Origin of the sequence: Mesorhizobium sp. WSM4307 (assembly GCF_007003945.1) — a bacterium.
In the GTDB taxonomy this organism is placed as follows: Bacteria; Pseudomonadota; Alphaproteobacteria; order Rhizobiales; family Rhizobiaceae; genus Mesorhizobium.
The window spans coordinates 20,212-44,609 of the sequence record NZ_VFTB01000005.1 but is presented as its reverse complement, the minus strand read 5'-3'; the positions used below and the strand labels follow the sequence as shown (position 1 = coordinate 44,609).

Sequence of the window (24,398 nt, the reverse complement as noted above, 5' to 3'; positions counted from 1 at the left end):
CAGGTCGCATAATTCGCTGCTCCAGTCGCGAATGGCGATTGAAACTTGCCGCGCCTCGGGGCGTTATGCGCAGCCATGAAAACCGTCACCGAATTTCCCCGCAAGGTCGTTGAATTCCCAGATATGGGCATCATCATGCCGGATGGCTGCCGGCTGTCCGCGAGGGTGTGGATGCCGGAGGATGCCGGCGACGATCCGGTGCCTGTCATCCTCGAGCACCTGCCCTACCGCAAGCGTGACGGCACCATTTTTCGCGATCAGCTGACGCATCCCTATTTCGCCGGCCACGGCTACGCGTCGATCCGCGTCGACATGCGCGGTAATGGCGATTCCGAAGGGCTGATGGACGACGAATATTCCGAGCAGGAATTACAGGACGCCTGCGACGTCGTCGCCTGGGCGGCGGCTCAGCCCTGGTGCAACGGCAATGTCGGCATGATGGGCATCTCCTGGGGCGGCTTCAACTGCCTGCAGGTTGCGGCCAAGCAGCCGCCGGCGCTGAAGGCGGTGATCAGCCTATGCTCGACCGTCGACCGCTATGCCGACGACATCCACTACAAGGGTGGCTGCCTGCTGATCGAGAATTTCGGCTGGGCCTCGACCATGCTCTCCTACTCGTCGCGGCCGCCGGACCCGCTGATCGCCGGCGACAACAGATGGCGCGATCTGTGGCTGACCCGGCTGGAGAACCAGCCCTTCCTTTTGCCGCTGTGGCTCAGCCACCAGCATCGCGACGCCTATTGGAAGCGCGGCTCGATCTGCGAGGATTTTTCGGCCGTCAAGGCCGCCGTTCTGTCGATCGGCGGCTGGCATGACGGCTACCGCAACACGATCTCGCACCTCGTCACCAACATCGAGGCGCCGGTCAAGGGCATTGTCGGCCCCTGGATCCACAAATATCCGCACTATGCCGGCCCCCAGCCGGCCATCGGCTTCCTGCAGGAGGCGCTGCGCTGGTGGGACCATTGGCTGAAGGGCACCGAGACCGGCGTCGAGGACGATCCCGCCTACCGTGCCTATGTGATGGACAGCGTGCGCCCGGCACGCTGGCATCCCGAGCGGCCCGGGCGCTGGGTGGCGGAACAACAATGGCCGTCACCCGCGATCAAGACCCAGGCCATCGCACTGCTGCCCAAGGGGAGCCAACCAACCATTGTCGCCTCGCCGCAGAATTGTGGGCTCGCCGGCGGCGAATATTTTCCGTTCACCTTCGGTCCGGAATTGCCGGGCGACCAGCGTCCCGACGATGCACTGTCGGTGTGTTTCGACCAACCGGAACTCGCCGAGACCATCGACATTGTCGGCGCGCCGGAAGTCGAGGTCACGTTCGCTTCCGATCGCCCGCAGGCCAACATCGCGGTGCGGCTCTGCGACGTCCATCCCGACGGCGCTTCCGAACTGATCTCCTATGGTGTGCTCAATTTGACACATCGCGACTCGCACGAATTCCCGCAGGCACTGGCGCCGGGCGAGACCGTGTCGGCGCGCGTCGTGCTCGATCAATGCGCCTACCGCGTGCCGGCCGGCCACCGCCTGCGCGTCGCCGTGTCGAACGCCTATTGGCCCATGATCTGGCCGTCGCCGGAGCCGGTGCAGTTAAGCTTGTCGGCGGCGACACTTGCCTTGCCGCTGCGGCCGCTGGCGAAAGGCGGCGAAGCGACGTTCGCCGAGCCGGAAGGTGCCGCGCCCTGGGCCACCGAGACGACCCGTGCAGCGAATTCCGAACGCCATGTCGATCGCGACGAAAAGACCGGAATCATCACGCTTTCCATTGCGGATGATTTCGGCGAGGTGCGCGATCTCGACCACGGCCTGGTCAATGGCAGCATCGCCCGCGAAACATGGACGATCCATCCTGACAATCCATTGTCGGCCTCTGGGAAAACACACTGGACGCAGACATTGTCGCGAAATGGATGGTCGGTGCGAACCGAGACATGGGCAGAGATGCGATCGGACGCACAAAACTTCATCGTCAGCGCCAGAATCGAGGCCTATGAGGGCGAACAAATCGTCTTCGAGCGCAATTTCGAGGAGAAAATTCCACGTGCGCTTGTCTGAGCGCTGACGCCCTTGGTCCAAATGCGACGTACGATTTACGCCACGGCATGTCGCATTCGGTCTTGCTTACGGCGTTAGCTTACCCTCATTATTCAGGGAGAATTAACAACAAAAATCGACCGTAGAGTCGAACCAACAGAGTGAGGAACTCAATATGTCGAACGAACTGGAATTCCTTAGCCGGCGTGTCGCAGCAGGCAAGCTGAGCCGTCGTGATTTTCTCGGTCGCGCGGCAGCGCTCGGCATCGCCGCGCCCTTCGCCAATTCGCTGCTTTCAAGCGCGGCGCGCGCGGCAGGCCCGGTCAAGGGCGGCACGCTGAAGGCCGGCCTGGTCGGCGGCGAATCCACCAACAGTCTCGATCCGGCGCTGTTCATGACGCAGGTGCCGTTCGCCTTCGGCAAGTGCTGGGGCGAAATGATCGTCGAGCTGTCGCCGGACGGCAAGCTCGAGAACCGCATCGCCGAAGAGATCGGCTCATCCGACGACGCGAAGACCTGGACTCTGAAAATCCGCGACGGGGTCGAATTCCACAACGGCAAGACCGTGACCGCCGAGGACGTGGCCGCCACGCTGGAGCGCCACTCGGACGAGAAGTCGAAGTCCGGCGCGCTCGGCTACATGAAGGGCATCGACACCATCAAGGCCAGCGGCAAGGAAGTGGTGCTGACGCTGAAGGAGGCCAATGCCGACCTTCCCTACCTGCTCAGCGACTACCACCTGATCGTCCAGCCCAATGGCGGCAAGGACAAGCCCGATGCCGGCATTTCGGCCGGCCCGTATGTGGTCAAGACCAACGAGCCCGGCGTGCGCCATGGCGCCGAACGGTTTGCCAATTACTGGCAGGGCGACAAGATGGGCCATGCCGACCAGATCGAAGTCATCGTCATCAACGACGCGACGGCGCGCACGGCGGCCCTGCAGGGCGGCCAGGTCAACATGATCAACCGCGTCGAGCCGAAGATCGTCGACCTGATCAAGCGCGTGCCGGGCGTGACCATCCGCAACCATGCGGGTCCGGGCCACTATGTCTTCATCATGCATTGCAACACGGCTCCCTTCGACAACAATGACCTGCGCATGGCGCTGAAGCTCGCCATCGACCGCGAAGAGATGCTGACCAAGGTGCTGCGCGGCTATGGCTCGCTCGGCAACGACTTCCCGATCAACGCGTCCTATCCGCTGTTCACCGAAATCGAGCAGCGCAAGTACGATCCCGACAAGGCCAAGTTCCACTACAAGAAGTCCGGTCATGACGGCACCGTTCTGCTGAGGACCTCGGACGTCGCCTTCCCCGGCGCGGTCGATGCCTCGCAGCTCTTCCAGCAGAGCGCGGCCAAGGCCGGCATCAAGATCGAGCTCAAGCGCGAGCCCGGCGACGGTTACTGGAACGAGGTCTGGAACAAGCAGCCCTTCTGCGCTTCCTATTGGGGTGGGCGATCGACGCAGGACCAGATGTACTCGACCGCCTACCTGTCGACCGCCGACTGGAACGACACGCGTTTCAAGCGCCCGGACTTCGACAAGATGGTGCTGGCGGCGCGCGCCGAGCTCGACGAGGCCAAGCGCAAGCAGATGTACCACGACATGGCCGTCATGGTGCGTGACGAAGGCGGCCTGATCCTGCCGATGTTCAACCAGTTCATCGACGCCACCGGCGCCAAGGTCGATGGCTGGGTGGACGATCCGCACCAGGAACTGATGAACGGCTACGCCCTGGCGAAGTGCTGGCTGCAGGCCTGAGTCCGGCTTTGCGGAGATGTCCTCACCCATCCTGAAGCTAATTGCCCAGCGCATCGCGCTGGGCATCCTCCTTCTGCTGGCCATTTCGGTCCTGATCTTCGCCGGCACGCAAATCCTGCCCGGCGACGTCGCTCAAGCCATTCTGGGACAATCGGCGACGCCGGAGTCGCTCGCCAATCTGCGCGAACAGCTCGGGCTGAACGATCCGGCCTATGTCAGGTATTTCCACTGGCTCGGCGGCGTGCTGACCGGCGACCTCGGCACCGCCATGTCGAGCGGCCAGGATATCGCCACCTCGATCAAGGGCCGGCTGTGGAACACGCTGTTCCTCGCCTTCTGGGCGGCGATCGTCGCCATCCCGCTGGCCATAACGCTCGGCCTGATCGCCGTGCGTTTCCGCAATGGCTGGGTCGACAAGCTGATCTCCGGGCTGGCGCTCGCCTCGACCTCCTTCCCGGAATTCTTCATCGGCTACTTGCTCGTCTTCTACTTCGCGGTTCAGCACCAATGGTTCCCCGCCATCTCGACCGTCTATGACGGCATGCCCTTCGGCGAGCGGATGCAGGCGATCGCGCTGCCGGCGACGGCGCTGACGCTGGTGGTGTTGGCCCACATGATGCGCATGACGCGCGCCGCCATCCTCAACGTCATGCAGTCGGCCTATGTCGAGACGGCGGAGCTCAAGGGGCTCTCGGCCTTCGCCGTCATCCGCAAGCACGCCTTTCCGAACGCGATCGCGCCGATCATCAACGTCGTCATGCTCAACCTCGCCTATCTCATCGTCGGCGTTGTCGTCGTCGAGGTGATCTTCGTCTATCCCGGCATGGGGCAGTATCTGGTCGACCACGTCACCAAGCGCGATGTGCCGGTGGTGCAGGCGGTCGGCCTGATCTTTGCCGCCGTCTATATCAGCCTCAACATCATCGCGGACATTGCAGCGATCGTCGCCAATCCGCGGCTCAGGCATCCAAAGTGAGGGGGCGGGCATGCTCGATATAAGACGCATCCCCATCCCTGCCCTGATCGGCCTGGTGCTGACCGCCCTGTTCGTGCTGGCGGCGATCTTCGCGCCGTGGATCTCGCCGCACGACAATGCCGAGATCGTCGGCGACGTCTGGGAACCAATGTCGGCCGCGCATTGGCTGGGCACCGACAATCTCGGCCGCGATCTGCTATCGCGCATGATCTACGGCGCCCGCATCACCCTGTTCATCGCCGTGCTGGCCACCGCGCTGTCCTTCTCGCTCGGCGCCATACTCGGTTTTTCGGCGGCGGTGTTCGGCGGCTGGTTCGACACGATCTTGTCGCGCCTCGTCGACCTGCTTATGTCGATCCCGACCCTGATCATGGGCCTGGTCGTGCTCTCCGTGCTGCCGACAAACCTGGTGACGCTGATCCTGGTCATGGGCATTCTCGATTCGACCCGCGTCTACCGCCTGTCGCGCGCGGTGGCCGTCGACATCAACGTCATGGACTATGTCGAGGCCGCCAAGCTGCGCGGCGAAGGCAGCGCCTGGATCATCTTCCGCGAGATCCTGCCCAACGCGCTGTCGCCGCTCGTTTCGGAACTCGGCCTGCGCTTCATCTATGCGGTGCTGTTCCTGTCGACGCTGTCCTTCCTCGGCCTTGGCGTGCAACCGCCGGACGCCGACTGGGGCGGCATGGTCAAGGAGAACAAGGACGGCATCGTCTTCGGCATTGCCGCGGCACTCATTCCGGCGGGGGCGATCGCCGCGCTCGCCATCTCGGTCAACCTTGTCGCCGACTGGATCCTCAACCGCACGACAAGCCTGAAGGGAGGACGCGGGTGATGGCTGATAGCAACGCGAAGCCCGGACAACCCAAGCCAGGCGTGCTGCTCGATATCAGGAATCTGCGCATCGAGGCCACGGTCTATCCGCCCGGCGAAGCGCCAAAGAACATCGTGCTGGTGCACGATGTCTCGCTGACGCTGGAAAAGGGCAAGGTGCTGGGCCTGATCGGCGAATCCGGCGCCGGCAAGTCGACCATCGGCCTGTCGTCGATGGGCTATGGCCGTGGCGGCGTGCGCATCACCGGCGGCGAAGTGATCCTCAACGGCCGCGATATCCTGAAGGGCGGCAAGGAAGGTTTCCGCAAACTGCGCGGCCGCGAGGTCTGCTATGTCGCGCAGTCGGCGGCGGCCGCCTTCAACCCGGCGCACCGGCTGATGGACCAGGTGGTGGAAGCCACGCTGCTGCATGGCACGGCGACACGCGCCGAGGCCGAAAAGCGCGCCGTCGCGCTGTTCAGGAAGCTCAGCCTGCCGAACCCGGAAACCATCGGTGAACGCTTTCCGCACCAGGTCTCGGGCGGCCAGTTGCAGCGCGTGATGACGGCAATGGCGCTGTGCTCGGAACCCGACCTGATCGTCTTCGACGAGCCGACAACGGCGCTCGACGTGACGACGCAGATCGACGTGCTGGCGGCGATCAAGGACGCCATCCGCGACACCCATGTGGCGGCGCTCTACATCACCCACGACCTTGCCGTCGTCGCCCAGGTCTCCGACGAGATCATGGTGCTGCGCCATGGCAGGCTGGTCGAATGGGGTGGTACCCGCCAGATCATCAAGGAGCCGCGCCAGGAATACACCAACGCGCTGGTCTCGGTGCACGAGATCGAGCACCAGGAGCAGACCCCCGGCGCCACGCCGTTCCTGTCGGTGAAGAACGTCACCGCCGCTTATGGCGGCGGCCACGTCAAGGTGCTGAAGAACGTGTCGGTCGACATCTACCCCGGCCAGACGCTGGCAGTGGTGGGCGAATCCGGCTCCGGCAAGTCGACGCTGGCGCGCGCCATCACCGGCCTTTTGCCGCCCGAGCAAGGCACTGTCACCTTCGATGGGCGGCCGCTCGCCAACCGGCTCGCCGACCGGCCGAAGGAAGATCTGCGCCAGCTGCAGATGATCTACCAGATGGCCGACGTCGCGATGAACCCGCGCCAGACCGTCGGCACCATCATCGGCCGGCCGCTCGAATTCTATTTCGGCATGCGCGGCAGGGAACGCGACAAGCGCGTCGCCGAACTGCTCGACGAGATCGAAATGGGTAAGGGCTTTGTCGACCGCTATCCGGCGGAACTTTCAGGCGGCCAGAAGCAACGCGTCTGCATCGCCCGCTCGCTCGCCGCCAAGCCGAAGCTGATCATCTGCGACGAGGTGACCTCGGCGCTCGATCCGCTGGTGGCCAACGGCATCCTCAAGCTGCTGCTCGACCTGCAGCAGCACGAGAAGGTCGCCTATCTCTTCATCACCCACGATCTGGCGACAGTGAAGTCGATCGCCGATTCGATCGCGGTGATGTATCGCGGCGAAGTGGTCCGCTACGGTTCGAAGAGCAAGGTTCTGACGCCGCCCTTCGACGCCTATACCGACCTTCTCCTGTCGTCGGTCCCTGAGATGGAGATCGGCTGGCTGGAAAAGGCGATCAAGGGGCGGCGCATGGCCAGCGCGGGGAACTAACGACCTGCTGGTCGGGCCCGGGACCCCATCCCTGCCCTCTATGACAAGACTGCATGGAGCAGCCCATGGCGCTCAAATCCAAGCTTCTGCTGATCATCCTCGACGGCGTTCCCTATCGCAACTGGCGCCGGCTGATGGGCAATCTCGAAGGCTGGGTGCAATCGGGCGAGGCGCGGGTCTGGAAGATGCGCTCAGTGCTGCCGTCGACCTCGGCCTGCTGCTATGCCTCGATCCACACCGGCGTGTCGCCGCAGGTGCATGGCATCCTCTCCAACGAGAACCGGTTCCGCGTCGCGCAGCCCGACATCTTCTCGGAAGTCAGCAAGGCCGGAGGCAAGACCGGGGCGGTGACCCACTCCTACTGGTCGGAATTCTTCCGCTCCTACCCGTTCGACCTGGTCGAGGACATGGAATATGACGAGCCGGGCGGGCCGATCACGCATGGCCGCTTCCACACCATGACCGGCTACAACGCCCGCAACCAGATGACGCCGAGCGATGTCGATCTGCTCGCGACGCTGACCATGCTGACCAAACGCCACGGCATCGACTACGGCATCCTGCACACCTGCACACTGGACTCGATGGGCCATCGCTTCGGCCATGACTGCCACGAGATGGACCATGCGGTCTATGCGATGGATGGCATGCTGGCCGCCTTCCTGCCAGGCTGGATCGCGGCCGACTACGAGGTCATGGTCACCGCCGATCACGGCCAGACCGACCGCGGCCACCATGGCGGCCATGATAACGAGATGCAGGATTTCGCGCTGTACTATTTCGGACAAGGCCAAGGGCCTGAGGCCGATACGCTGCTCGACCAATTGCAGCTGGCGCCGACGGTGCTGAGCCGGCTCGGCGTGCCGGTGCCCGCGACGATGAAGGCGAAGCCTTTCTTGGGGTGAGGGCGGCTTTCCCTTCTCCCCTTGTGGGAGAAGGTGTCGCCGAAGGCGATGGATGAGGGGTGTTCCAGGGAACGCCAACGTCTCACTCCGCTGGACCACCCCTCATCCGTCTCGGCGCTGCGCGCCGATCCACCTTCCCCCACAAGGGGGGAAGGAAGGCGTCCCTACTGGCAACCGCCCCGCTCTTCGGTTAGCCTCCGCAAATTCCTTGGCGGAGGATGAACCTTTTTGGACCGATCGGCGACAGAGCAGGCAGGAGCCAGGCGGCTCGACCGGCCATGACGGCGGCGACGGAGACCGATCGCGCGCTTGTCGACCGGGTCGCGAAGGGCGACCGTGCCGCCGTGCGGCTCCTGTTCATGCGTCACCACGCGCGCGTCTACCGCTTCGTGGCGCGCCAGACGGGATCGGAAATGATGGCTGACGATATCGCGAACGAGGTGTTCCTTGAGCTGTGGCGCCAGGCGCCAGGCTTCGAAGGGCGCTCCGAAGTCTCGACCTGGCTGCTTGGCATCGCCCGGTTCAAGGCGCTGTCGCTGCTGCGCAAGAAGAAGGAAGACTGGATCGACGACGAGGCGGCCGCCGCGGTGCCGGACAGCGCCGACACGCCGGAGGTCGTCACCATGAAAGAGGACAAGGCCGCCGCCTTACGCCGCTTCATCGACGCCTTGCCCGAAGAACACCGCACGGTGATCGATCTTGCCTATTATCACGGGCAGTCGGTGGCAGAGATCGGCGAGGTGCTCGCCATCCCGGTCGCGACGGTCAAGACCCGGATGTTCTACGCCCGCAAGAAACTCGGCGAGGCCCTCAAGGCCGCCGGTTACGACAGGGGGTGGCCATGAGCGCCGCTGAAAAAATGTCGCGTCGCGACGAAATGGAAACGCTGCTGCCGTTCTATCTGAACGGCTCGCTGGAAGGCTCCGACCTCGAAGCCGTAGAGGAGTGGCTGGCGACCGATCCGGCGGCGATGGCAGCCCTTGGCGAGGCCGAGGCCGAATTCTCCGGCACATCGGCCGCCAATGAAGCAATCCGCCCGCCAGCCGATGCGCTCAGCCGCTTCGCCAAGGCGCTCGATGCCGAGGCCGGCCCTGCACGCAAGCCGGCTGGCTCGTCCTGGCTGGCGCAGGCCTGGAGCCGCTTCATGGCTGTGCCGGTCGGCGTCGCCTGGGCGACGGCCGCGGTCCTGCTGGCGCTGATCGCTGTGCAGTCCCTGGTGCAGCCCGGTGGCAAGGGCAAGGATTTCGAGATTGCCGGCGCGCAAGACGATCTGGCAAAAATGCCGTTCGCGCTGGTCAAGTTCAAACCGGATGCGAAGATGTCGGACATTTCGGCATTCCTCGGCAGCAACGGGCTGAAGGTCATCGGTGGACCGACCGCAGACAGCGTGTTCCGGATCGGCATTCCCGCCGCCAACGCAGCCGACTATGCCAAGCAGCTTGGCCTTATTGCAGCCCAGCCATTCGCCGACACTGTGATCGAGGGAAGGAAACCGGTTGATGGCGGCTGAGGCGGCCCTTCGATTTGCGGCAATCCTGGCGGCGGCGATGACAATCACCGCCGTGCCTGCGTCGGCACAGACCAATGCCGCCAAGAGCGACCAGACGAAAATCGACTGCCGAAACGGCACCAACGCGGCCGGCGCAGATTGCGCCAAGGACGGCAGCGCCAGCGGCAATGCCAGCGGTGCGGGTCCTGCCCAGGCGGCCGCCGTCTTTCTTCCCGCCTTGATCGTCGACCTGTTTCCCAATCCGGTCGCGCCTCCGGCACCGGTGCCGACGCCGCCGCCGGAACCGGTCACGCCGCCTGGCAACAATCAGGCCGGCCCTCCGGCCGGCGGGCCGATCGTCTCGCCGACCGATCTCGTCGCCGTCCAGCCACCGCGCGCCGTGGCCGGCGAATTTGTGCCCGACGAGGTGCTGGTGACGGTCGACGGCGATGCCGGCGCCGTGCAGCAGATCGCCGCCTCCTTCGGCCTCCAGGTGCGCTCGCAGCGCCAGTCACGCCTGCTCGGCACCACTTTGGTACGCTTCGGTATTCCCGATGGTCGCCCCGTCGGCGTCGTGCTGGCGCAGCTTGCCGCCGACGGCCGGACGCAGCGGCGCGAGCCCAACCACATCTACTCGCTGCAGCAGGCCGCCGGCATCGTCAACTATGCCTTTGACCGTATCGCGCTCGATGCCAAACAGGCGAGCGGTCAAAACGTCCGCGTCGCCGTCATCGATACCGGCATCGATGACACCAATCCGGCACTGGCCGGTGTCATCGCCGGACAGTTCGACGCCATGCCCGACGTGCCGGTCGAAAAGCGCGACCATGGCACCTCGATCGACGGGCTGATCGCCGGCGTCGGCGCGCTGGAAGGCATGGCGCCGGGCGCCAGGATTTACCACGCCCGCGCCTTCGAAGGCGGCAAGTCGACCATGGACGTCATCCTGTCCGCGCTCGACTGGGCGGCCGAGCAGAATGTCAGCATCATCAATATGAGCTTCGTCGGGCCGAAGAACGACCTGCTCGGCGCCGCCTGCCGCAATGCCCGCGCGCTCGGCATGGTGCTGGTCGCCGCCGCCGGCAACAACGGGCCGAAGGCGCCCTATGGCTATCCGGCCGCCTTCGACGGCGTCATCGCCGTGACCGCGACCGACGCCAAGGACGGACTGATGCCGCAGGCCAATCGCGGCGCCTATGTCTTCATCTCGGCGCCGGGCGTCGAAATGGTGGCGCCAAGCGGCGCCGGCTCGGATGTCGTCACCGGCACCTCTTTCGCCGCGGCGATCGTCAGCGGCGCCATCGCCAATCTCCTCCATGCTTCGCCCGCCCGCTCGGCCGATGACATCGAGAAAGCGCTGGCGGCAACGGCTAGGGATCTCGGGCCCACGGGCAGAGACAATGATTTCGGCTACGGCTTGTTGGACATCAAGGCCGCGGGGGCGGCAAGCGACTAAGGTTAGCTTGGAGTTTAACGTGGCTGCGACCCCGTGAGATCGCTCAGTCAATACGCTCGAAGGTGTCCAGGCTCGTCCCGAAGGCGCGCCACGCTCCAACCGTGGTCAGCTTTGCGGGCTCACCTTCCGCCTCGGCTGAGAGCACCTGTCCGGCCACCGTGTGCCACAACATCTCGATCTTGCCGTCTCGAACAATGCCGGTGTAGCTGACAGCCGCAGGCCCCGCCTTTCCCGACGCCGCAGACGTGAAGCCAATCACATCTCCATGAGCGGCGCCATAGAATGGCACCACCATCCCGGAGAAGCTGCTGTCCGGCAACGCTGTCCTGAAGACACCCCGGATCATGCCACCACTATCATCTTCGATAATCACAACCGAGCCGTATTGATTGCGCCAAGTGCCTTTCCACGAAACCATATTTGCCTCCTCTCAGCCCGTCATGTCGCCCGTCATGCGCTAACGTGGGAGGCGGCCTACCGTTCCGCACGATTACCGGGTCGAACCCCGTCGCTCGGAGTGGTTGCGTTTCGACCCCTAACCCGGCGCTCCCGCAACCGATCCCCTGACCACCAGGTCGACCGGCCAGACTTCACCGCGGGCGCCTTCTTCCAGCCCCGAAATCCGCGCCGCCAGCCGTTCGGCGACGCGGGCGCCGGCAAGGCGGATGGATGAGCGCGTCGTCGACAGCGGCACCGAAAAATTCTCCGGCTTCAGCCAGGGGAAGACGTCGTCATGGGCGATCAGCGAGACATCGCCGGGAATGGTGAGGCCGAGGTCGCGCACCGCGCGCACGACGCCCAGCGCCATGATCAGGCTGGAGCAGGCGATCGCCGTCGGCGCGTCGCCCTCCTCGAGCAGGCGCCTGGTGGCGCGATAGCCGTTCTCTTCGGTCATGACCACGGAGCAGACATGGCGTTCGCCCAGGCTTAGCCCGCTTGCCGCGAGCGCGCGGCGCACGCCGCGCTCGCGATGGATGGCGAAGGTCTCGCGGTCGTCGCCATTGATCAGCGCCAGCCGCCGGTGGCCGAGCTGGACCAGCAGCCGCGCCGCTTCGTGGAAGGCGCCCTCATTATCGATGTCGAGATAGGGATAGTCGAAATCGAAGCCCTCGCTGCGGCCATGGACGAGGAAGGGAATGCCGAGCGTGCTGACCAGCGCCACCCGACTGTCCTGCGGCCGCGGCGAAGAGATATAGACGGCATCGACCTGCCGGTTGGCGACGATGCGCCGATAGGTCGTCTCCTGGTCGTCGGCGTCGGCCGGGGACAGCACGAGGTCGAGCTCGTGCGAGCGGGCATAGTCGCCGAGGCCGGACAGAAACTCGACAAAATGCGGATCGATGTCGACGGCCGCACCCGTCGGCAGGACATAGCCGATCATGCCGGATTTGCCGGTCGCCAGCCGCCGCGCGCTCGGATTGGGGCGATAACCATGGCGCTTGGCGGCGTCCATGACGCGCCTGCGCGTCTCCTCGTTGACCTCCGGATAGCCATTCAGTGCCCGGCTTACCGTGGTCTGCGAAAGCGCCAGCATATGCGCGAGCTGCTTGAGGTTCACAACGGCCTCCATTCCCTCAAAGCGCTTTTAAATTGAATCGACCCAATCGCCACAAAGGCGCGACGGTATCGAGATGACCATAGTCGGGGTTGGAGTCAGTTTGAAACGAAAATTGCTGTTGCGTTGCCAAAAAAGCATGCTGCGGTGCACTTTTCGGTGGCATAATCTGCAAAATTAAATCGATTAGCTACCGAGCCTCTTGACTTTCAGATGATTCAATGGCGTGATCCAAAAAGCCAAAGCGCTTTGGAAGGCTCTTCGAAAGGTTGCGGTTCCCTTACGACTGAGTCACAGTCCTGCGGCGTCGGCGGGCGGAATGGAGGTTCCGTCCGGTGTGTGTGACCCACTGGGAGGAATACCGATGAAGAAAATGCTTTTGCTGGGTGTTGCGTTTGGTGCGCTCGCCCTGAATACGCCCGCGCATGCCGAACTGAAGTTCAAACCAGGCGAGGACAAGCGCTTCAACTGGGCAAACTTTGAAGACCTCAAGAAGGTCGACCTCAAGGGCGAGACGCTGACCATCTTCGGGCCGTGGCGCGGCGAGGATGAGACGCTTGTCCGTTCGGTGCTCGACTATTTCTCCGAGGCGACCGGTGCGGAGGTGAAATACTCCTCGTCCGAAAATTACGAGCAGCAGATCGTCATCGACACCCAGGCCGGCAGCCCGCCGAACATCGCCGTCCTGCCGCAGCCGGGCCTGATCCAGGACCTCGCTTCCAAGGGCGTGCTGACCCCGCTGGGCGACGACGTCGCCGCGTGGATCAAGGAAAACTACGCCGCCGGCGACTCCTGGGCCAAACTCGGCACCTACACCGGCAAGGACGGCAAGTCGGCCTTCTATGCCTTTCCCTACAAGATCGACGTGAAAGGGCTGGTCTGGTACTCGCCCGACAATTTCGAGGAAGCCGGCTACAAGGTGCCGAAGACGCAAGAGGAACTGGCCGAGCTCGAAAAGAAGATCATCGCCGATGGCGGCAAGCCCTGGTGCATCGGGCTTGGTTCCGGCGGTGCGACAGGATGGCCGGCGACCGACTGGGTCGAGGACATCATGCTCAGGACGCAGCCGCCGGAAGTCTACGACAAGTGGGTCAAGAACGAGATCCCGTTCACCGATCCGGCAGTGGTCAGCGCCATCGACATCTTCGGCAAGATCGCCACCGACGACAAGATGGTGGATGGCGGCGCCAAGGCAGTAGCGGCGACCGATTTCCGCGACAGCCCGAAGGGGCTCTTCACCGTGCCGCCGAAGTGCTACATGCACCATCAGGCATCGTTCATCCCGTCCTTCTTCCCGGAGGGCGTGAAGCTCGGCCAGGACGCGGACTTCTTCCCCTACCCGCCCTACGCCTCCAAGCCGGAACTCGGAACGCCGCTGGAGGTCGCCGGAACGCTGGTGATGATCACCAAGGATTCCAAGGCATCGCGCGAGTTCATCAAGTTCCTCGAAATGCCGCTCGCGCATGAATTGTGGATGGCACAGAAGAGCTTCGTCACCCCCTTCAAGAGCGCCAACAAGGATGCCTATGGCAGCGATGCGCTGAAGAAGCAGGGCGAGATCCTGGTCGGAGCGACGACAGTCCGTTTCGACGGCTCCGACCTGATGCCCGGCAAGATCGGTGCCGGCTCATTCTGGACCGGCATGATCGATCTGGTCGGCGGCAAGTCCGCCCAGGACGTGGCCGCCGACATCCAGAAGAGCTGGGACGCAATCAAGTAGATCGCAACAGGCAAGCTGGAACCTTACTGATCCTCCTGCAGGATCCGGGCCACGGCCCGGGTCCGACCGGCGGCATACGCCGGAAGCCTTCGCGTTTCGATTGTTCCGAATGACTCACAAAGTCGGTGCATCCGACCGCCAGCTTGCCTGGCTGGTCATGCGCAGGGAGAGGGACCCATGGCGGCTCAGATTTTCTCGGCCATTTTCGTCATCATCATCGGCGTCGGCGGCTGTGTCGCCTACTTCTGGGGCGCCAACAAACTGCTGGACCTGACCTTCCCTTCGCGCGGGGTCACCGGCACGGCTGCCGTCAACAATCTGCGCCGGCAGGGCCTTGTGCGGCCATGGCTGTTCGTCGGCCCGGCGCTGATCATTCTCACCATCTACCTGATCTACCCGGTGATCGCGACACTATGGCTCTCCTTCCTCGACCGCGGCGGCAGCAGTTTCGTCGGGCTCGCCAACTACGAGTGGGCTTTGCGCGATCCAGATCTTCGGCGCTCGATCCTGAACAACCTGCTGTGGCTGGCGGTGGTGCCGGCGGCCTGCACCTTCCTCGGCCTGATCATCGCCGTGCTCACCGACAAGATCTGGTGGGGCACGATCGCCAAGAGCCTGATTTTCCTGCCGCTGGCCATCTCCTTTGTCGGCGCCAGCGTGATCTGGAAGTTCATTTACGAATATCGCGGCGAGGGCCAGGTGCAGATCGGCCTGCTCAACGCCATCATCCAGCATTTCGGCGGCCAGCCGCAGGTGTGGATATCGCTGCCGTTCTGGAACAATTTCTTCCTGATGATCATCCTGATCTGGATCCAGACCGGCTTTGCCATGGTCATCCTGTCCTCGGCGTTGCGCGGCATTCCGGAAGAGACGCTGGAGGCCGCGGTCATCGACGGCGCCAACCCGTTCCAGATCTTCTGGAAGATCATGGTGCCGCAGATCTGGGGCACCATCGCCGTTGTCTGGACCACCATCACCATCCTGGTGCTCAAAGTTTTCGACATCGTGCTGACCATGACCAACGGCCAGTGGAACAGCCAGGTGCTGGCCAATCTGATGTTCGACTGGATGTTCCGAGGCGGCGGCGATTTCGGCCGCGGCGCAACGATCGCCATCATCATCATGATAGCGGTCATCCCGATCATGGTCTGGAACATCCGCCAGGCGAACAAAGAGACGGGAGGACATTGAGATGGCCGTCGCGACCGGAAAATCCTTCGCCAGCCGTTTCGGCGTCCACATAGCGGTGCTGGTCTTCGTTGCCATCTGGACCATTCCGACACTCGGCATCCTGGTCTCGTCGCTGCGCGACAAGGACCAGATAGTCGCCTCGGGCTGGTGGAATTCATTCGCCAGCTCCAGCCAGACCGAGGCCGGGCGGCTGCCGCCCGCCACGGCGCAGACCCAGAAGGACGGCAAGTACGTTCTCGAGGGCAACATTTTCGGCGATGGCGCCAAGCGCAACATCAGCGCCTTCGGCGTCAAGGCGGCCGCTCCGACGCAATATCCGGCCGGCTCATCGGCCGACCTGGGTGAAGGCGTCACCCTGCAGGTCAATGCCGACGGCAGCTTCGTCATGACCTCGCCCAAGGCGTTCGAAGGCGACCGCGGCCAGCGTCTCTACTATGCTTCGTCGGCGCCGCCGAAATTCACCCCCGACAACTACCAGACGGTGCTGTTCTCGGAAGGCATCGGCCGCTCGTTCATGAATTCGCTGACCGTCACCATACCGGCGACGGTCATCCCGATCCTGATCGCCGCCTTTGCCGCCTATGCGCTGGCCTGGATGCGGTTTCCCGGCCGTGCGCTGCTGATCGCGGTCATCATCGGCCTGCTGGTAGTGCCGCTGCAGATGTCGCTGATCCCGCTGCTCAAGCTCTATAACGGCGTCGGTACTTTCTTCGGCGTGCCGTCGAAGACCTATCTCGGCATCTGGCTGGCGCATACCGGCTTCGGCCTGCCCTTCGCAATCTACCTGCTGAGGAGCTATATCGCCGGCCTGCCACGCGAGATCATGGAATCGGCCCGCATCGACGGCGCCAGCGATTTCGAGATCTTCGTCAAGATCGTGCTGCCGCTGTCCTTCCCGGTGCTGGCCTCCTTCGCCATCTTCCAATTCCTGTGGGTATGGAACGATCTCCTGGTGGCGATGGTTTTCCTTGGTACGGCACCCGACCAGATCGTGTTGACGGCCAAGCTCAACGCGCTGCTCGGCTCTCGCGGCGGCAACTGGGAGATCCTGACGACATCGGCCTTCATCACCATCATCGTGCCGCTAATCGTCTTTTTCTCACTGCAGCGCTATTTCGTCCGCGGGCTGCTCGCCGGCTCGGTGAAAGGAGGCTGAAACCATGCAATCCGCTTTGAAAGCCAGTTCGAACCCCGACCTCGCCATCGATCGCGACTGGTGGCGAGGCGCGGTGATCTACCAGATCTATCCGCGCAGCTACCAGGATTCGAACGGCGACGGCATCGGCGACCTCAAGGGCATCATCGGACGGCTGCCCTACATCGCCGCGCTCGGCGCGGACGCCATCTGGATCTCGCCCTTCTTCAAATCGCCGATGAAGGATTTCGGCTATGACGTCTCGGACTATTGCGACGTCGACCCGATGTTCGGCACGCTGGCCGATTTCGACGCGCTGACGGCGGAGGCGCACCGGCTGGGTCTCAAGGTGATGATCGACGAAGTGCTGTCGCATACGGCCGACATCCATCCCTGGTTCAAGGAAAGCCGGTCGAGCCGTAGCAATTCCAAGGCCGACTGGTATGTCTGGGCGGACGCCAGGCCCGACGGGACGCCGCCCAACAACTGGCTGTCGATCTTCGGGGGGTCGGCCTGGCAGTGGGACACCAGCCGCCAGCAATATTACCTGCACAATTTCCTGGCCGAGCAGCCCGACCTCAATTTCCACAACCGTGAAGTCCAGGATGCGCTGCTCGACGTCACCCGCTTTTGGCTGGAACGCGGCGTCGACGGCTTTCGCCTCGACACGATCAATTTCTACTTCCACAGTCAGGGCCTGGAAAACAATCCGCCGCTGCCGCCGGAAGAACGCAACGACCAGACCGCGCCGGCGGTCAATCCCTACAACTACCAGGACCATCTCTACGACAAGAGCCGCCCGGAAAATCTCGGCTTCCTCGAACGCTTCCGCGCTTTGCTCGACGAATATCCGGCAACCGCCGCCGTCGGCGAGGTCGGCGATTCGCAGCGCGGGCTGGAAGTCGTGGCCGCCTACACGGCCGGCGGCAAGCGCGTGCACATGTGCTATTCCTTCGACTTCCTGGCGCCGGAAAAGATCAGCGCCGCCAAGGTGCGCTCGGTGCTGGAAGCCTTTGGCAAGGTCGCCAGCGACGGCTGGTCGTGCTGGGCGTTTTCCAACCATGACGTGATGCGCCCGGCCTCGCGCTGGGCCGCCGGCGAAGCCGACCCTGTCGCCTATCTCAAGGTCATCTCGGCATTGCTGATGTCGCTGCGCGGCTCGGTCTGCATCTACCAGGGCGAGGAACTCGGGCTGGGCGAGGCCGAACTGCGCTTCGAGGACCTGCAGGACCCCTATGGCATCCGCTTCTGGCCGGAGTTCAAGGGCCGCGACGGCTGCCGTACGCCCATGGTGTGGGATGGCGGCGCCAGGAATGGCGGCTTTTCCCAGGCCAAGCCCTGGCTGCCGGTGCCGGCCAAGCATCTGGCGCAGGCGGTCAATGTCCAGCAAGGCGACCAGGCTTCGCTGCTCGAGCACTATCGGCGCTTCCTGACCTTCCGCCGCGCCCATCCGGCTCTGGCCAAGGGCGACATCACCTTCATCGAAAGCGAGGGCGACACCGTCGCCTTCACGCGCCGCGCCGGAAACGAGCAGGTTGTCTGCGTCTTCAACCTGGGCGCCAAGCCGGCCAAGGTTGACCTTGGCAGCCGATCACTGCAACCTTTGCCGGGACACGGGTTTTCGGGGCAGGCGAGCACCGGTTCGATCGAGCTTGGCGGCTACGGCGCCTGGTTCGGGCGCATAGACTGAAATCTTTGAGGAAATCACTGGGAGGACACCAATGGCCGATGTCAATCTGAGACAAGTGAAGAAGTCCTACGGCAATCTCAACATTCTCCACGGCATCGACCTCGATATCAAATCGGGCGAGTTCATCGTCTTCGTCGGTCCATCGGGCTGCGGCAAGTCGACCTTGCTGCGCTCGATCGCCGGGCTCGAGGAAATCACGTCGGGCGAACTCAAGATCGATGGCGACGTTGTCAACGACGTGCCGCCGTCCAAGCGCGGCATCGCCATGGTGTTCCAGTCCTACGCGCTCTATCCGCATATGACGGTCTACGACAACATGGCGTTCTCGATGAAGATCGGCAAGGAGAACAAGGCCGAGATCGACCGCCGCGTGCGCCAGGCGGCGGAAATCCTGCAATTGACCAAGTATCTCGACCGACTGCCCAAGGCGATGTCGGGCGGCCAGCGCCAGCGTGTCGCCATCGGCCGCGCCATCGTGCGCAATCCGAAAGTGTTCCTGTTCGACGAGCCGCTGTCGAACCTTGACGCCGCGCTACGCGTCGCCACGCGCATCGAGATCGCCAAGCTCAAGGAATCGATGCCCAACACGACGATGATCTATGTCACCCACGACCAGGTCGAGGCGATGACGCTGGCCGACCGCATCGTGGTGCTGAAGGACGGCCATGTCGAACAGGTCGGCACGCCGATGGACCTTTACAAGAAACCCGGCAATCTGTTCGTCGCCCAGTTCATCGGCTCACCGGCCATGAACATCCTGCCGGCAACCATCGACAAGACCGGCAACCCGACCGTCGTCAGCCATGTCGGCGGCCGCAAGGCGGCGGTGCCGATCACCACGCCGGCCTCGGCCAAGGGCGCGGCGGTCAGTTTCGGCGTGCGGCCGGAAGACCTGATGATCGCCAGCGGCGCGGACTATCTGTTCGAGGGAACGGTCGACTATGTCGAGCAGCTCGGCGAGGTCCAGCTGGTCTATGTCGATATCGGCCGCGCCGACCTGCCGCTGGTGACCAAACTGCCGGGCAATGTCGAGGTCAAGCGCGGTTCGACATTGCGGCTGAGCGCCAATGCCGAGGACCTGCATATCTTCGATGCGGACGGACATTCCTTCGCGCTGCAAAAGCCGGAAGCAAAAGCGGCTTGAGGCCGCCGGTCCTGCTGGGTCAAGGCAACAAAAAAGAGCGGCGGGCCAGGCCCGCCGCTCCTTTTTTGGAAATCAGCTACGGCTGTTAACGGCCGAAGAGGTTGCGGTCGCTGCCCTGAGGAGCGGACTTCTGCGCGTCGCCCGACGAATTGAGCAGCTTGTAGACAGGCGAGCCGCTCTCGCGGATCGAAGCCGTACGCGAGTTGTCAATCGAAGTTGCGGCGGGCGAAGTCACGGCGGGCTGGTTGGCGCCATTGGAACCAAAATTGTCGCTGCCCGCGAAAGCGCTGCCGGAGATGGCCAGAACGGCGGCGGCAGCAAGGATGATCTTGTTCATGTTAGTCTCCTGAATTTCTGGATTTCACGGGAACGGCCGGCATCGCCGCCATTCCCGTAAACCGGCATTACTTGCCGAAGAGGTTGCGGTCAGCGCCCTGCTGAGCAGGCAGCTGGGTGGCCGGAGCCGACTTGTCGACCGAAGCCGTGTAGGAATGGTCGGCCGCAGCGGCCGACTGGTTGGCACCGTTGGAACCGTAGTTGTCGCTGCCAGCGAAGGCGCTGCCGGAAATGGCCAGGACGGCGGCGGCAGCAAGGATGATCTTGCTCATGTTAGTCTCCTGAATTTCTCAAGGTCGGCCAGAGCGGCGGGCGAAAAGCCCGCTGTCGGCCGGGATCTGTTGTTAGTTGTTGCCGAAGAGGTTGCGATCGGCGCCCTGGGCAGGCGTCTGAGCAGCCGGCTCCGACTTGTTGGTCGAAGCGGTGTACGAGCTGTCGACAGCCGTGGCTGCGGCGGCATTCGAACCATAGTGGTCGCTACCAGCAAAGGCGCTGCCGGAAATAGCCAGAAGGGCGGCGGCAGTGAGAACAATCTTTTTCATTTTTGGTACTCCAGTATTTTTTCCGTCCGTCTAGCGGCGTGTCTTGGGATTGAAATCGCGTCGTTCGGACAGGCCCGATGTGGGAAAGCCAGTTCGCCGTTTCCAATCACGAAGTTGTTCCGTGTGGACCAAGAATCCACCACTTGAAATTGTGCCAGGGCTTCCGAGCCATGCATTTTTCTTTTTGATATCAACCACTTAGTAAACGCCAGCCGCAAGGTCACAGACTGTATCGGAGGTCCATCGTTCACACCGTCCTGCACGCACCGTCAACAGAAACGAACCGTTCGGTTCGATTTTAGAGTCTGCTAATAGTCACTTTTCGAAACCGTTAACCTCTTTTGCCCCAGTTCCGGGTCGATTTTGACAGCCGGCACAGCTATCGGCGGAGGCGATTTTCGTGACCGCTGCCCGTGACCTGATCGTTGCGCATGCGTGTCGCGCCGCATGGATACGATGTCGCTTTCATGCCGATGTCGCAAACGCTGTCGTGATTAGATCATGTCATCTCAGGTGCCGCTTCGTGACGACGGGGCGGAGAATTGGGAAGCCGGTCAAAATCCGGCGCTGCCCCCGCAACGGTGGTGGAGTTCAAGTCGCAACGGGAGACCACTGGGCAAAAGCCTGGGAAGGTGTCGCGACCGTCCGCAAGGACACTCCAGAGCCCGGAAACCAGCCCGAGATTTTTGAACTCGACTGATCGCGGTGGGCGGTCAAGAGGCGGATCGCGCGTGCCCGGCTTTCGCCGAGCTGCGTCTCATCCTTCCTCAATCACCACCAGTTCAGTCCTTGAAGTATGAGGACAGGACATGGATGCGCGCAACGATATGCTGAGGCTGTTGAATGGCCGCAGAGAGGGCTTCTCGCTCGAGCAACCCTTCTATACCGATCCCGATTTCTTCAAGCTCGACATGGAGCTGATCTGGTATCGCGACTGGCTGTTCGTCGGCCATGATTGCGAACTGCCCAAGCCCGGCAGCTTCATCACCGTACAGATCGGCGACTACCCTGTCGTGCTGGTGCGCGATCAGCAGGGCAAGATCAACGCCTTCCACAATTCCTGCCGCCACCGCGGCAGCCGCGTCTGCAACACCGACAAGGGCATGGCCGCCAAGCTGGTCTGCCCCTATCACCAATGGACCTATGAGTTGGACGGAAGGCTGCTGTTTGCCCGCCAGATGGCAGACGGCTTCGACAAAAGCCAGTTCGGCCTGAAGCCGGTCGCCTGCGAAAGCGTGGCCGGCTATATCTTCATCTGCCTGGCCAAGGAACCCGCCGACTTCGCGCCGATGCGGGCGATGATCGAACCCTATCTCAAGCCGCACCGGCTCAGCGAAGCAAAGATCGCCTTCGAGAGCACGATCGTCGAGAAGGGCAACTGGAAGCTCGTCTGGGAAAACAACCGCGAGTGCTATCATTGCGCCGGCAATCACCCGGAACTGTGCAAGACCTTCCCGGAAGCCCCGACGGTGACCGGCGTGCAAGGCGCCGACAGCGATCCGGAAATGCTGGCACACTGGGCCAAATGCGAGGCGGCCGGGCTGCCGAGCAAGTTCCGCATCGATCCGGCCGGGCAATACCGCGCCACCCGCGCGCCGCTGCTGCGCGATGCGGTCAGCTACACGATGACGGGCAAGCGGGCGGTGAAGAAGAACCTGTCCGACAGCGTCTCGGCCGACCGCATCGGCTCCTTGCTGCTCTATCACTATCCGACGACGTGGAACCACATCCTCGGCGACCATGCCGTCACCTTCCGCGTGCTGCCGATCAGCGCCACGGAAACCGCGGTGACGACCAAATGGCTGGTGCACAAGGACGCAGTCGAGGGCGTCGACTACGATCTTGCCGAACTCACCCATGTCTGGACCGAGACCAACGACCAGGATCGCCGCATCGTCGAGGAAAACGCCTTCGGCATTCTGTCGCCGGCCTATGAGCCCGGCCCCTATTCGGAGCTGCACGAGGGCGGCGTGATCCAGTTTGTCGAATGGTACGCGTCCTTCATCGGCCCACGGCTTGCCGAAGACGGCCGGCCGGCCCTGCGCAGTGTCGCCTGAGAGGTTTGGGGATGAACGCGATGACGGATCTTGGCCTCTATCGCCATCTCGATCAGATGGCGCCCTGGAACGACAGGCTGCAGGTGCTGGAAGTGATCGGCGTCAGCGACGAGGCGCCTGACGTCAAGACCTTCACCTTCCGCTCCGACAACCAGACCTGGTTCCGCTACAAGCCGGGCCAGTTCGTGACGCTGGAACTGCCGACGTCGGACGGACCGCTGATGCGCACCTATACGCTGTCGTCGTCGCCGTCACGGCCGTTCTCGATCGCGGTGACGGTGAAGGCGCAGGCCGGCAGCATCGGCACACGCTGGATGTTCGATCACCTGGTGCCCGGTTCGCACGTCAAGGCTTATGGGCCGAGCGGCGACTTTTCGCTGCACAGCCACCCGGCGGCCAAATATCTGTTCATCTCGGCCGGTTCCGGCGTGACGCCGATGATGTCGATGCTGCGTTGGCTGAACGATTGCGCGCCATGGACCGATGTCGGCTTCGTCAACTGCGCGCGGCGCGCCGAAGAGATCATCTTCCGCAAGGAACTCGAACTGCTCGGCGGCCATATGCCGGGCCTGTCGCTCGGCTTCATGATCGAGGAGCGGTCGAGCCGCGAGGGCTGGTATGGCCATATGGGCCGCATCGACGCGATCCGGCTGCCGCTGCTGGCGCCCGATTTCCGCGAACGCGAGATCTTCTGCTGCGGTCCGGATCCTTTCATGCGCGCCGTGCGCGGCATGCTTGAAGCCGCTGGCTTCGACATGACGAAATACCACCAGGAGAGCTTTGCAGCCCCCGCGGTGGAGGAAGTCCCGGCGCCGTTCGCGTCGCCCGCGGAAGACGGCGTTGCCGTTCCCATCGAGGCAACACCGATCCGCTTCGCGCTTTCGGACGTCGATGCCGAGTGCATCGCCGGCCAGACCGTGCTGCAGACGGCGCGTTCGTCGGGCGTGCGGATCCCCGCGGCCTGCGAATTCGGCCTGTGCGGAACCTGCAAGGTGAAGAAAGTCTCGGGCGCCGTCGAGATGAGCCACAATGGCGGCATCCTCGATCACGAGATCGATGACGGCTTCATCCTCGCCTGCTGCTCGAAGCCGCTTTCGGCTCTCGAAATCGAGGCGTGACAACGTCGGGCGGCCCCGCCACGGCAGCCTTGCCAAGCAGTTGCAGCTGTTTCCAAGACCCTGGCGACCTCGGTAGGGCGCGCGTCAGGATCGGCTTATAAGGCGTTCTCGTTCGGCTTCGTCACCCGCCGCAGCGTCAGATTGATCCTGCCGCCGTTCTTGAGCAGCGCCGAGGTCGAGGGATAGATGCGGTCGACGCCGTGGAAGGCGAGACGGCCCTCGCCGCCGAGCACGACGACGTCGCCGCTCTTCAGCCTGAACGATTTGGTGGCGCCGTCGCGCGTCGTCTGGCCGACCCTGAACAGGCAATCGTCGCCCAGCGAGACAGAGACGACAGGCGCCGAGAAATCGGCCTCGTCGCGGTCCTGGTGCAGGCCCATCTTCGCGTCGGCCGTGTAGAAATTGATAAGACAGGCCTCCGGCGGATTCGGATAGCTCGACACCTGCCGCCAAAGATCGAGCAGGCCCTCCGGGATCGGCGGCCATGGCTCTCCTGTCAGCGGATGCGTCGGCTGGTAGCGATAGCCGCGCTCCTTGTCGGTGACCCAGCCGAGCAGGCCGCAATTGGTCATGCGCACGCTCATCTCCTTGCCGGTGCGCGGCATGGCAGGGACGAACAGCGGGGCCTGCTGGACGATGCCTCTCACCTCTTCGACCAGCGCCTCCTGAACAGCGCGGGAGAGATGGGCCGGCATGTGACGGACGCCTTTGGGCAAAACGAGCATGAGGTCGGTGATAATCCGGTTGCTGCTTTGACCTTGAAGAATGCCACACGGA

Annotated in this window: 22 protein-coding genes and 1 riboswitch; of the genes, 16 read left to right on the top strand and 6 right to left on the bottom strand. The window is 63.4% G+C overall.

From position 1 onward, the window contains the following. The first annotated feature begins 75 nt into the window (after positions 1-75). The 9 genes from FJV83_RS12925 to FJV83_RS12880 all read left to right on the top strand — a co-directional run bounded on the left by FJV83_RS12925 (position 76) and on the right by FJV83_RS12880 (position 11,133). A complete protein-coding gene (locus FJV83_RS12925) occupies positions 76-2,061 on the top strand; it encodes a CocE/NonD family hydrolase (protein WP_142886092.1) in 1,986 nt (661 codons plus the stop codon). Between the two features lie 154 nt (positions 2,062-2,215). Beyond that, a complete protein-coding gene (locus tag FJV83_RS12920; RefSeq protein ID WP_095771559.1) occupies positions 2,216-3,802 on the top strand; it encodes an ABC transporter substrate-binding protein in 1,587 nt (528 codons plus the stop codon). A 16-nt stretch (positions 3,803-3,818) separates the two neighbouring features. Then, positions 3,819-4,778, top strand: a complete 960-nt coding sequence (locus tag FJV83_RS12915; protein WP_095771558.1) for an ABC transporter permease — start codon at positions 3,819-3,821, stop codon at positions 4,776-4,778. A 10-nt stretch (positions 4,779-4,788) separates the two neighbouring features. Further along, positions 4,789-5,613: an ABC transporter permease gene (locus FJV83_RS12910; protein ID WP_095789423.1), complete on the top strand. Its 825-nt coding sequence runs from the start codon at positions 4,789-4,791 to the stop codon at positions 5,611-5,613. Continuing rightward, entirely contained in the window at positions 5,613-7,283 is a 1,671-nt protein-coding gene (locus FJV83_RS12905) for an ABC transporter ATP-binding protein (protein WP_142886091.1), read from the top strand. The genes FJV83_RS12910 and FJV83_RS12905 overlap by 1 nt, the downstream gene beginning before the upstream one ends. Positions 7,284-7,348: 65 nt before the next feature. Next, positions 7,349-8,188 carry an alkaline phosphatase family protein gene (locus tag FJV83_RS12900; RefSeq protein WP_142886090.1) on the top strand — a complete coding sequence of 280 codons (840 nt, stop codon included), beginning with the start codon at positions 7,349-7,351 and terminating at the stop codon, positions 8,186-8,188. Between the two features lie 278 nt (positions 8,189-8,466). Then, positions 8,467-9,033: a sigma-70 family RNA polymerase sigma factor gene (locus FJV83_RS12890; protein WP_142886088.1), complete on the top strand. Its 567-nt coding sequence runs from the start codon at positions 8,467-8,469 to the stop codon at positions 9,031-9,033. Continuing rightward, positions 9,030-9,698, top strand: a complete 669-nt coding sequence (locus tag FJV83_RS12885) for an anti-sigma factor (protein WP_095789421.1) — start codon at positions 9,030-9,032, stop codon at positions 9,696-9,698. Before FJV83_RS12890 ends, FJV83_RS12885 begins: the two co-directional genes overlap by 4 nt. After that, positions 9,688-11,133 (top strand): S8 family serine peptidase, encoded by a 1,446-nt coding sequence (locus tag FJV83_RS12880; protein WP_142886087.1) that lies wholly within the window; start codon positions 9,688-9,690, stop codon positions 11,131-11,133. Before FJV83_RS12885 ends, FJV83_RS12880 begins: the two co-directional genes overlap by 11 nt. A gap of 43 nt (positions 11,134-11,176) precedes the next feature. On the opposite strand, the gene FJV83_RS12875 is transcribed toward FJV83_RS12880, so the two are convergent. Together FJV83_RS12875 and FJV83_RS12870 are read right to left on the bottom strand one after the other, a co-directional pair. Next, positions 11,177-11,551 carry an avidin/streptavidin family protein gene (locus FJV83_RS12875; RefSeq protein WP_095771555.1) on the bottom strand — a complete coding sequence of 125 codons (375 nt, stop codon included), beginning with the start codon at positions 11,549-11,551 and terminating at the stop codon, positions 11,177-11,179. 117 nt (positions 11,552-11,668) lie between these two features. Beyond that, complete coding sequence (locus tag FJV83_RS12870) at positions 11,669-12,691, bottom strand: substrate-binding domain-containing protein (RefSeq protein WP_095771922.1); 1,023 nt, start codon at positions 12,689-12,691, stop codon at positions 11,669-11,671. A gap of 361 nt (positions 12,692-13,052) precedes the next feature. Here FJV83_RS12870 and FJV83_RS12865 point away from each other — a divergent pair, with 361 nt between their 5' ends. The 5 genes from FJV83_RS12865 to ugpC all read left to right on the top strand — a co-directional run bounded on the left by FJV83_RS12865 (position 13,053) and on the right by ugpC (position 19,568). Beyond that, positions 13,053-14,408 carry an ABC transporter substrate-binding protein gene (locus FJV83_RS12865; protein WP_095771554.1) on the top strand — a complete coding sequence of 452 codons (1,356 nt, stop codon included), beginning with the start codon at positions 13,053-13,055 and terminating at the stop codon, positions 14,406-14,408. A gap of 177 nt (positions 14,409-14,585) precedes the next feature. Continuing rightward, positions 14,586-15,599: a sugar ABC transporter permease gene (locus FJV83_RS12860; RefSeq protein WP_095771553.1), complete on the top strand. Its 1,014-nt coding sequence runs from the start codon at positions 14,586-14,588 to the stop codon at positions 15,597-15,599. 1 nt (position 15,600) lies between these two features. Then, positions 15,601-16,755, top strand: coding sequence for a carbohydrate ABC transporter permease (locus tag FJV83_RS12855; protein WP_095771552.1), 1,155 nt, complete (start codon positions 15,601-15,603; stop codon positions 16,753-16,755). Positions 16,756-16,759: 4 nt separating this feature from the next. Further along, complete coding sequence (locus tag FJV83_RS12850; RefSeq protein WP_095771551.1) at positions 16,760-18,424, top strand: alpha-glucosidase family protein; 1,665 nt, start codon at positions 16,760-16,762, stop codon at positions 18,422-18,424. A 31-nt stretch (positions 18,425-18,455) separates the two neighbouring features. Continuing rightward, the gene (gene ugpC, locus FJV83_RS12845; RefSeq protein ID WP_095789419.1) at positions 18,456-19,568 is read left to right on the top strand and encodes a sn-glycerol-3-phosphate ABC transporter ATP-binding protein UgpC; all 1,113 of its coding nucleotides are present in this window, start codon (positions 18,456-18,458) and stop codon (positions 19,566-19,568) included. 85 nt (positions 19,569-19,653) lie between these two features. Here ugpC and FJV83_RS12840 read toward each other — a convergent pair whose 3' ends face one another. The 3 genes from FJV83_RS12840 to FJV83_RS12830 form a co-directional block, all read right to left on the bottom strand. After that, positions 19,654-19,905 carry a DUF680 domain-containing protein gene (locus FJV83_RS12840; RefSeq protein WP_095771549.1) on the bottom strand — a complete coding sequence of 84 codons (252 nt, stop codon included), beginning with the start codon at positions 19,903-19,905 and terminating at the stop codon, positions 19,654-19,656. Between the two features lie 67 nt (positions 19,906-19,972). Next, positions 19,973-20,176 carry a DUF680 domain-containing protein gene (locus tag FJV83_RS12835; protein WP_095771548.1) on the bottom strand — a complete coding sequence of 68 codons (204 nt, stop codon included), beginning with the start codon at positions 20,174-20,176 and terminating at the stop codon, positions 19,973-19,975. A gap of 72 nt (positions 20,177-20,248) precedes the next feature. Continuing rightward, entirely contained in the window at positions 20,249-20,446 is a 198-nt protein-coding gene (locus FJV83_RS12830) for a DUF680 domain-containing protein (RefSeq protein ID WP_095771547.1), read from the bottom strand. 494 nt (positions 20,447-20,940) lie between these two features. Continuing rightward, positions 20,941-21,142, top strand: a riboswitch (cobalamin riboswitch). 113 nt (positions 21,143-21,255) lie between these two features. Between FJV83_RS12830 and FJV83_RS12825 the strand changes: the two genes are divergently transcribed. After that, on the top strand, positions 21,256-22,503 hold the full coding sequence (locus FJV83_RS12825; RefSeq protein WP_095792075.1) for an aromatic ring-hydroxylating dioxygenase subunit alpha: 1,248 nt from the start codon (positions 21,256-21,258) through the stop codon (positions 22,501-22,503). A 20-nt stretch (positions 22,504-22,523) separates the two neighbouring features. Further along, on the top strand, positions 22,524-23,621 hold the full coding sequence (locus FJV83_RS12820; protein WP_142886086.1) for a hybrid-cluster NAD(P)-dependent oxidoreductase: 1,098 nt from the start codon (positions 22,524-22,526) through the stop codon (positions 23,619-23,621). A gap of 95 nt (positions 23,622-23,716) precedes the next feature. Here the strand turns inward: FJV83_RS12820 and FJV83_RS12815 are convergent, their stop codons facing one another. Beyond that, positions 23,717-24,346, bottom strand: coding sequence for an alpha-ketoglutarate-dependent dioxygenase AlkB (locus FJV83_RS12815; protein WP_095792076.1), 630 nt, complete (start codon positions 24,344-24,346; stop codon positions 23,717-23,719). Positions 24,347-24,398 lie beyond the last annotated feature (52 nt).